Raw genomic sequence first — 6,332 nt, forward strand, 5'->3', positions numbered from 1 at the left:
CTTAGTTAAATTAGATGGTTTTATTTCGTACCAATGTCGAGAGCTTCAGTTCCAACCAATTGGAAGCGCAGATGGCGAATAACCCAAGGCTGCCGAACATTGCAACCGTACCTAACGCGCGCAAAGGAAACTCTGGAAGCAGGTACAGGCAGATACCTAGTAACGCAGCCCCGAGTAAAATGAGCCGTGGAACCACCCGCCGCATACCAATCATCATTAAATTCATGATAATAAAACCGTAGAAAATCAGCTGCATGGCGATTCCGATATCAACACCACGCGCAACAGGCGTACCTGCAATGTTCTGGTAACTCCAAAACCCAAAATAACTGACGAATGGGTACGCAACACAGGCCGACAAATGCAGTGTCAGTCGTGATAACAGCGGAAAATTCATTTAAGCCACACTCCATATTTCCCTATCGAAGCGGCATCACATGGATTCCTTAAGCGCGCATCCGTAGTAGGCTGAAAGCGGGTTACCACTTCGTCAACGGTTCGAGGGACAAATCCTTCTACAACGCGCTTTGAAGTAATCAGGCTAAAATTTTCAGATGCCCACATCGCACCTCGAAGCACCATGTAATTATCATATTCGTTGGTAGGGTCTGCTGCCGGCATCAAAGGGTTGCCATCGCCGTACTCAATGCCCGTCTTCACAGTCGTGACAATGGCACTGTCTTTTTGCTTTTGTTCCTCAAAATATTTTCGATACGTATCGACGGCGAAAGGAATCTGTCCTACTGCGTCGGCCCAATACGGTTTGCCCTCGATCAGCACCATCAGATAGGAGTCGCCACCTTCACTGTTACGCTTCCAATCACCAGGCAGGTGAGAGGCAAAGCTGATAGAGGGTCGATCGACAATGGCAAAATCTATAATTTGCTTCCATGCAAATTGCTTGAATGCGACACCGGACGGGGTTCCACCGGTGCTCGCCTCTGGGTTGACCCACTCGAGCTCCCGGTAATTGTCCGCCAACGGCTCAAACCATTGAATTTTTTCTGCATACAGCAACTCTGCCTTCATGATTCGAAAAGGCTTATCCCCAGCTTTCGGCTTCAAACTGAAAAGAGGAATACCATTGCCACGCGTAATTAGCCAAACTGAAGGCACGCTAAGTTCAACATGGTCCTTATCGTTGCTCGGCGTGGTTGTCGACTTTAGCTTTAGCGTGGTGCTGCCGCTATCTGTTTCAAACAGGTACGGCGCACCATTAACCACAACTGATGTTTCCGTCATCACATGCCATCCACGTATATGGTGACCTCTTCTGCTGCTTGACCGGTCGAAAACAAACTCGACTTACCAGCAGAACAAGTTGTGCCGACTTTTTCCACGCCGCTTGCGGATCGAATCTTGTAACCCAGCCCCGCGAGTGCGCCTAGGTCGGTCTGAAACTGGAATGTCCTATTGAATTCGCCGGGAATTACAATCGGCTCGGGCGCAACGAAAGCAGCCGGAGTATGCGTATCACCAATAATGATCGTCCCCGCCCCAGCCGTGACGCTATTGCCATGCGAACCCACCGAGCCCACCGTTGCCGCGTTCATCCCGTTGATGAACACCGTCGACGAGACTCCACTGGCGATCGCCCCGCCGCATGCCGTCGGGTCGTTCAACCGGGCAGCCGCCAGCCCTTCGAAAATCACGTCGGGCGAGCCCGAGGCAATTGGGTTGACGCCATGCCCCGATAACGGGCAAGCAGTAGGGTCGGTGACGCGCGCAGCAGGTTTGCCAGCCATGTGTATCTCCCTATTGGACCTTTACGTTGCCACTGCCATCCAGATTGGCGGTGAACGTGACCTGCCGCTTGAAACCTTCCACTTCCAGCATGCCTTCGATGGCGAAGGTCAGCTTCAGTGGGTCCCCATTACGCGGCTGGGAAACGACCTGCACCTTGGACAGGCGAGGCTCGTAGGCCTCGATGAATGTCCTGATCGCATCGCGTGCCTGACTCAGGGAGTCATGCAGGCTCAGGCGCATGTCGTTGAGATCGGGTAACCCGTAGTCAGGCAGCGTCTGCACGCTGCCCGCACGGGTGCTGAGCATTTTCGCCAGATGAGCAGCCACCGAGGCCATCGCGCTCACCTCGCGGGGCAAGCCGGCGCGGCGTGTAGCGTCACCGTTGAGGCGCTCGAAAAGGCTGCCGTATCCAGTCATGGCGAAAGCTCCTGCTTACTCTTTGTCCAGCTTGCCAACCAACGACAGGGTGAAGTCGGCACCCATGTACTTGAAGTGCGGGCGCACGTTCAGGCTGACGCGGTACCAGCCCGGCTCGCCTTCAACGTCGCTGACCGAGATCTGCGCAGCGCGCAGCGGGCGGCGGCCACGGACTTCGGCGCTGGGGTTTTCCTGGTCGGCTACGTACTGACGGATCCACTTGTTCAGTTCGGCTTCCAGGTCGGTACGCTCTTTCCACGAACCCAGTTGCTCGCGCTGCAGCACCTTCAGGTAGTGGGCCAGGCGGTTGACGATCATCATGTACGGCAGCTGGGTGCCCAGCTTGTAGTTCAGCTCGGCGGCCTTGCCCTCTTCGCTGATGCCGAAGTTCTTCGGCTTCTGCACCGAGTTGGCCGAGAAGAACGCAGCGTTGTCGCTGCCCTTACGCATGGTCAGGGAAATGAAGCCTTCCTCGGCCAGCTCATACTCACGACGGTCCGATACCAGTACTTCGGTCGGGATCTTGGTTTCGATCTCGCCCATGCTCTGGAAATGGTGCAATGGCAGGTCTTCAACCGCGCCGCCGCTTTGCGGGCCGATGATGTTCGGGCACCAGCGGAACTTGGCGAAGCTGTCGGTCAGCTTGGTGCCGAAGGCGTACGCTGTGTTGCCCCACAGGTAGTGCTCGTGGCTGTTGGCAACGTTTTCCTTGTAGACAAATGTCTTCACCGGGTTGTCTTCAGGGTCGTACGGGTTGCGCAGCAGGAAACGCGGTACGGTCAGGCCGACGTAGCGCGAATCTTCTGCCTGGCGGAAGCTCTGCCATTTGGCGAACTGCGGGCCTTCGAAGTGATCTTTCAGGTCCTTCAGGTCAGGCAGGCCAGTGAAGCTTTCCAGACCGAAGAATTTCGGACCGGCAGCGGCAATGAATGGCGCGTGGGACATGCAGGCCACGCTGGAGACGTACTGCATCAGCTTGACGTCTGGCGCGCTGGGCGACATGAAGTAGTTCGCGATGATGGCGCCCACAGGCTGGCCACCGAACTGGCCGTATTCTGCGGTGTAGATGTGCTTGTACAGGCCGGCCTGCATCACTTCCGGCGAGTCTTCGAAGTCGTCCAGCAGGTCCTGCTTGGAAGCGTTGAGTACTTCGATCTTGATGTTCTCGCGGAAGTTGGTGCGATCAACCAACAGCTGCAGGCCGCGCCACGACGATTCCAGGGCCTGGAATTCGCTGTTATGCAGGATCTCGTCCATCTGGCGGCTGAGCTTGGCGTCGATCTCGGCAATCATGCGATCGACCAGCGCTTTCTTGACGGGCTCACCCTGATTCTGCGGCTTGAGCAACTCTTCGATGAATGCCGACACGCCACGCTTGGCGATGTTGTAGGCCTCGTCATCCGGGGTCAGCTTGGTCTCGGCGATGATCTGGTCAAGAATACCAAAATCAGACGTTTCACTGGTTTGTTGCTGCGCTGCGCTGGTGCTCATGTGTTGGCATCCTTATCAATTGGAGACTTAGGCGTCCTGCTGCGGGTTGGCTTGCATACCCAGCTCACCGAGTACGCGCGTGCGCGAATCGTCGTCTGCCAGCACGCCTTCGATAGCCTTGCGGAAAGCCGGGGCGTTACCCAGCGGGCCCTTCAGAGCCACCAACGCATCGCGCAGTTCCATCAGTTTCTTGAGCTCTGGCACCTGGTCAACCAGGTTGGCCGGATTGAAGTCCTTCATGGAGCCAACCTTAATGCTGACGGCCAGCTCTTCGTTTTCGCTTTCTTCCTGCAGACGGTTCGGAATACTGATGGTCAGGTTCAGGTTCTGCTTGGCCAGCACGTCGTCAAAGTTGTTCTTGTCGATGCTGATGGGCTTGCGGTCTTCAACCTTGCGCTCATCGGCCTGCTGGGTAAAATCGCCAAGCACCAGCAGTTTCAACGGCAGTTCGATTTCTTCCTGTGCATTGCCCAACGCTGGTTTGAACGTAACGTTGATGCGTTCCTTGGGTGCTACCGAGCCTTCTTTGGCCATGGGTCTACTCCTTTTCAATTACGGCCCGAGGGCCTATTCGAGTACCACTTCGAGGTCGAGGTGGCACAGCCTGCGATAAATTTCTTCCTTGCGTTCGCGCACTGCGTGGTTCTGCGGCAGCAGTTCACAACAGTTGTGCAGGAGGTGCAGTACCTCCAGCGCGAGGTCAGGCTCCCAGGCATGAATGCCTGAGTCCTGCAGTTGTTGGTCCAGCGTTTCCAGCTGGGTTCTGGCCAATTCGTACTTCTTCGCCTGATGGCACAGGCGTGCCAAACTGAACTGCCAGAAAAAGCGTTCGCGGCCACCGTTAGCGCTTTGCAAGCCTTGCTTGAGGACCTGTACTGCGGCCTTCAAACCATCCTTGAGCAGCACCGGTTTAACGTCGTCCAATGCCTGCTCCCAGGCCGCACGGCTGTCACTGGCCTCGGCCTTGCGCGGTGCCGCCGTGGGCGCCTGCAGATGCGGCGCCACGGTGGAGCTGATCCAGCCGCGCGTTGCCGGGTCGGCAAAAGGCTGCCCATCGTGGAAGCGCAACTCGACAATGCCAGGCAGGCGCTGAAGGAACAGCGCGAAATGGATTTCCACTTCACGCATGGCGGGCTCGGCGCTCAGCGCCTGCAGGCACTCCCACACCATGCGATGGCCATCAAACCAGAACGGTGACCGGGCAAGGCTTGCCTCCAGGTCAACCAACAGGTCGGCGTATTTACCGGACGAAAACCGCTCGCGGTAGCTGTTCAGCTTGTCCACTGGCACACCGCGCAACGCGGTAATCTGCTCGGCATTGCGCTCCGGGATGGCATCGATGGGCAACCAAAGCATGGTGCGGTTGAGCCGCAACGCGCGTATGTCCGTCGCCTTCTGGCGCAGCCACCAAGCGCACAGTGGCCGTGCGCTTTCCTGCTGGGCGCGCAATGCCTTGTGGGCATCTTTTTCGTTGTCGATGGGCGAGCCGGGGGTCAGCAGTTGCGTTGCCGCTTGCTTGACCTGGGCTACTACCGCGCCGACGCTGCCGGGCTCAGGCTGGCCATCGGCGGCACGCTGAACCATCGAAGCCAGGCGACGACGCATGGGCAATATCAGCGGCGCATCGTCCCCCAATTGCGCGGCGAATACTTCGTCCAAAGCTTCCAGGTGTTCAACCATCGCGCGAAATAGCGGCAACTGATCCTTTACCGGAACGTCCTCGGAAAGCACCTGCTCCAGTCGCGGCAACAACCAAACGATTGCGCCTGCACGCGTACGGGCTTTGGCTGGGTGCAGTTCTTTCCAGTGGTGCTCGCACAGGTACCGCATCAGCCCCAGCCCGGCCAGCAACCCAACGAAGGATTCACGCTGGAACAAAGACCAGATCAGCCACGCAGCCACGCGCAAATCCTTGGTCTGAGTGCGCAGAAGCAGTTCGCTGCCGTCCTTGACCCTCAGCCAATCGGTGCGGCCGGCGTCATGCATCGACGCGCCTTTATTGAGTTCGTTTTCAACCGCTTCGTACTCAAGTGAAAAGCGCACGTCTTCACCCGCAAAAGCCGTGGTTGAAACGGGTACTTTCGCGAGGTCGAGATAATGGGAGCAGAGCTTGCTTGAATAAGTCATCCGTGGCCTTGGGGACAAATCATTGACTAACTTTCTCAGGCACCTACCTGAGTGTCAAAACAATGACGAAACGGCTGTTGCGTACTATTTCCGATGTAGTACAAACCGTCTCAGTTTGTTGCGGGGGTGGATCCTAAATGAGACTGCTGGCCTGGTGCAAGTATTTTGACATTGAACGAACTCGCACTTTCGAGCATGTACTCGGACAATGTGTGAGTTTTAACGCGGGAATACGGGGAGGTGTGACATACGCTGGAACGCCCGTTCTAGAAGGCCCCGGCAGAATTTACCGGAAAAAAACGCACAAGGTGATGGCCATATGATTCCTTTTTGATATCAAATTTTTTGGGTTTTTACTACGCGATGAAGTGACATTTCCTACACACTTCGGAAGCGATGCTAGCAATATTAGAAAAGACTTCCCCAGTGAAAACACATTCACTTGAATCACTGGAATCAGCACACGTACTCAAATGATCGTATCGAACGAGTCGGTCCGCGATAAAGCTTTCTGGAGTGAATGAAGCGGGAGAGAAACATGCACTATCGTA

Annotated in this window: 7 protein-coding genes; all 7 read right to left on the reverse strand. The window is 56.1% G+C overall.

What is annotated here, in order from left to right:
- Window positions 1–10: 10 nt before the first annotated feature.
- Genes PMM47T1_RS28105 through tssA form a run of 7 tightly spaced genes read right to left on the reverse strand, consistent with a single transcriptional unit; the run spans window position 11 to window position 5,781 of the window.
- The gene (locus tag PMM47T1_RS28105; protein ID WP_008375634.1) at window positions 11–397 is read right to left on the reverse strand and encodes a hypothetical protein; all 387 of its coding nucleotides are present in this window, start codon (window positions 395–397) and stop codon (window positions 11–13) included.
- Complete coding sequence (locus PMM47T1_RS28110) at window positions 394–1,242, reverse strand: hypothetical protein (protein WP_008375637.1); 849 nt, start codon at window positions 1,240–1,242, stop codon at window positions 394–396. Before PMM47T1_RS28110 ends, PMM47T1_RS28105 begins: the two co-directional genes overlap by 4 nt.
- Window positions 1,242–1,745: a PAAR domain-containing protein gene (locus PMM47T1_RS28115; RefSeq protein ID WP_008375639.1), complete on the reverse strand. Its 504-nt coding sequence runs from the start codon at window positions 1,743–1,745 to the stop codon at window positions 1,242–1,244. The genes PMM47T1_RS28110 and PMM47T1_RS28115 overlap by 1 nt, the downstream gene beginning before the upstream one ends.
- A gap of 10 nt (window positions 1,746–1,755) precedes the next feature.
- Window positions 1,756–2,163 carry a type VI secretion system baseplate subunit TssE gene (tssE, locus tag PMM47T1_RS28120; protein ID WP_008375641.1) on the reverse strand — a complete coding sequence of 136 codons (408 nt, stop codon included), beginning with the start codon at window positions 2,161–2,163 and terminating at the stop codon, window positions 1,756–1,758.
- A 15-nt stretch (window positions 2,164–2,178) separates the two neighbouring features.
- Window positions 2,179–3,654 (reverse strand): type VI secretion system contractile sheath large subunit, encoded by a 1,476-nt coding sequence (gene tssC / locus PMM47T1_RS28125; RefSeq protein ID WP_008375643.1) that lies wholly within the window; start codon window positions 3,652–3,654, stop codon window positions 2,179–2,181.
- A gap of 27 nt (window positions 3,655–3,681) precedes the next feature.
- On the reverse strand, window positions 3,682–4,188 hold the full coding sequence (gene tssB, locus PMM47T1_RS28130; protein ID WP_008375645.1) for a type VI secretion system contractile sheath small subunit: 507 nt from the start codon (window positions 4,186–4,188) through the stop codon (window positions 3,682–3,684).
- A 33-nt stretch (window positions 4,189–4,221) separates the two neighbouring features.
- Window positions 4,222–5,781: a type VI secretion system protein TssA gene (gene tssA / locus PMM47T1_RS28135; protein WP_008375647.1), complete on the reverse strand. Its 1,560-nt coding sequence runs from the start codon at window positions 5,779–5,781 to the stop codon at window positions 4,222–4,224.
- Window positions 5,782–6,332: the final 551 nt, after the last annotated feature.

The sequence above is a fragment of the Pseudomonas sp. M47T1 genome, from assembly GCF_000263855.1.
Taxonomy (GTDB): Bacteria; Pseudomonadota; Gammaproteobacteria; order Pseudomonadales; family Pseudomonadaceae; genus Aquipseudomonas.

Bases quoted from the DNA above. Each gene is read 5' to 3' on its own strand.
- PMM47T1_RS28105 (WP_008375634.1), bottom strand. From the start codon at position 397: ATGAATTTTCCGCTGTTATCACGACTGACACTGCATTTGTCGGCCTGT.
- PMM47T1_RS28110 (WP_008375637.1), bottom strand. From the start codon at position 1,242: ATGACGGAAACATCAGTTGTGGTTAATGGTGCGCCGTACCTGTTTGAA.
- PMM47T1_RS28115 (WP_008375639.1), bottom strand. From the start codon at position 1,745: ATGGCTGGCAAACCTGCTGCGCGCGTCACCGACCCTACTGCTTGCCCG.
- tssE (WP_008375641.1), bottom strand. From the start codon at position 2,163: ATGACTGGATACGGCAGCCTTTTCGAGCGCCTCAACGGTGACGCTACA.
- tssC (WP_008375643.1), bottom strand. From the start codon at position 3,654: ATGAGCACCAGCGCAGCGCAGCAACAAACCAGTGAAACGTCTGATTTT.
- tssB (WP_008375645.1), bottom strand. From the start codon at position 4,188: ATGGCCAAAGAAGGCTCGGTAGCACCCAAGGAACGCATCAACGTTACG.
- tssA (WP_008375647.1), bottom strand. From the start codon at position 5,781: ATGACTTATTCAAGCAAGCTCTGCTCCCATTATCTCGACCTCGCGAAA.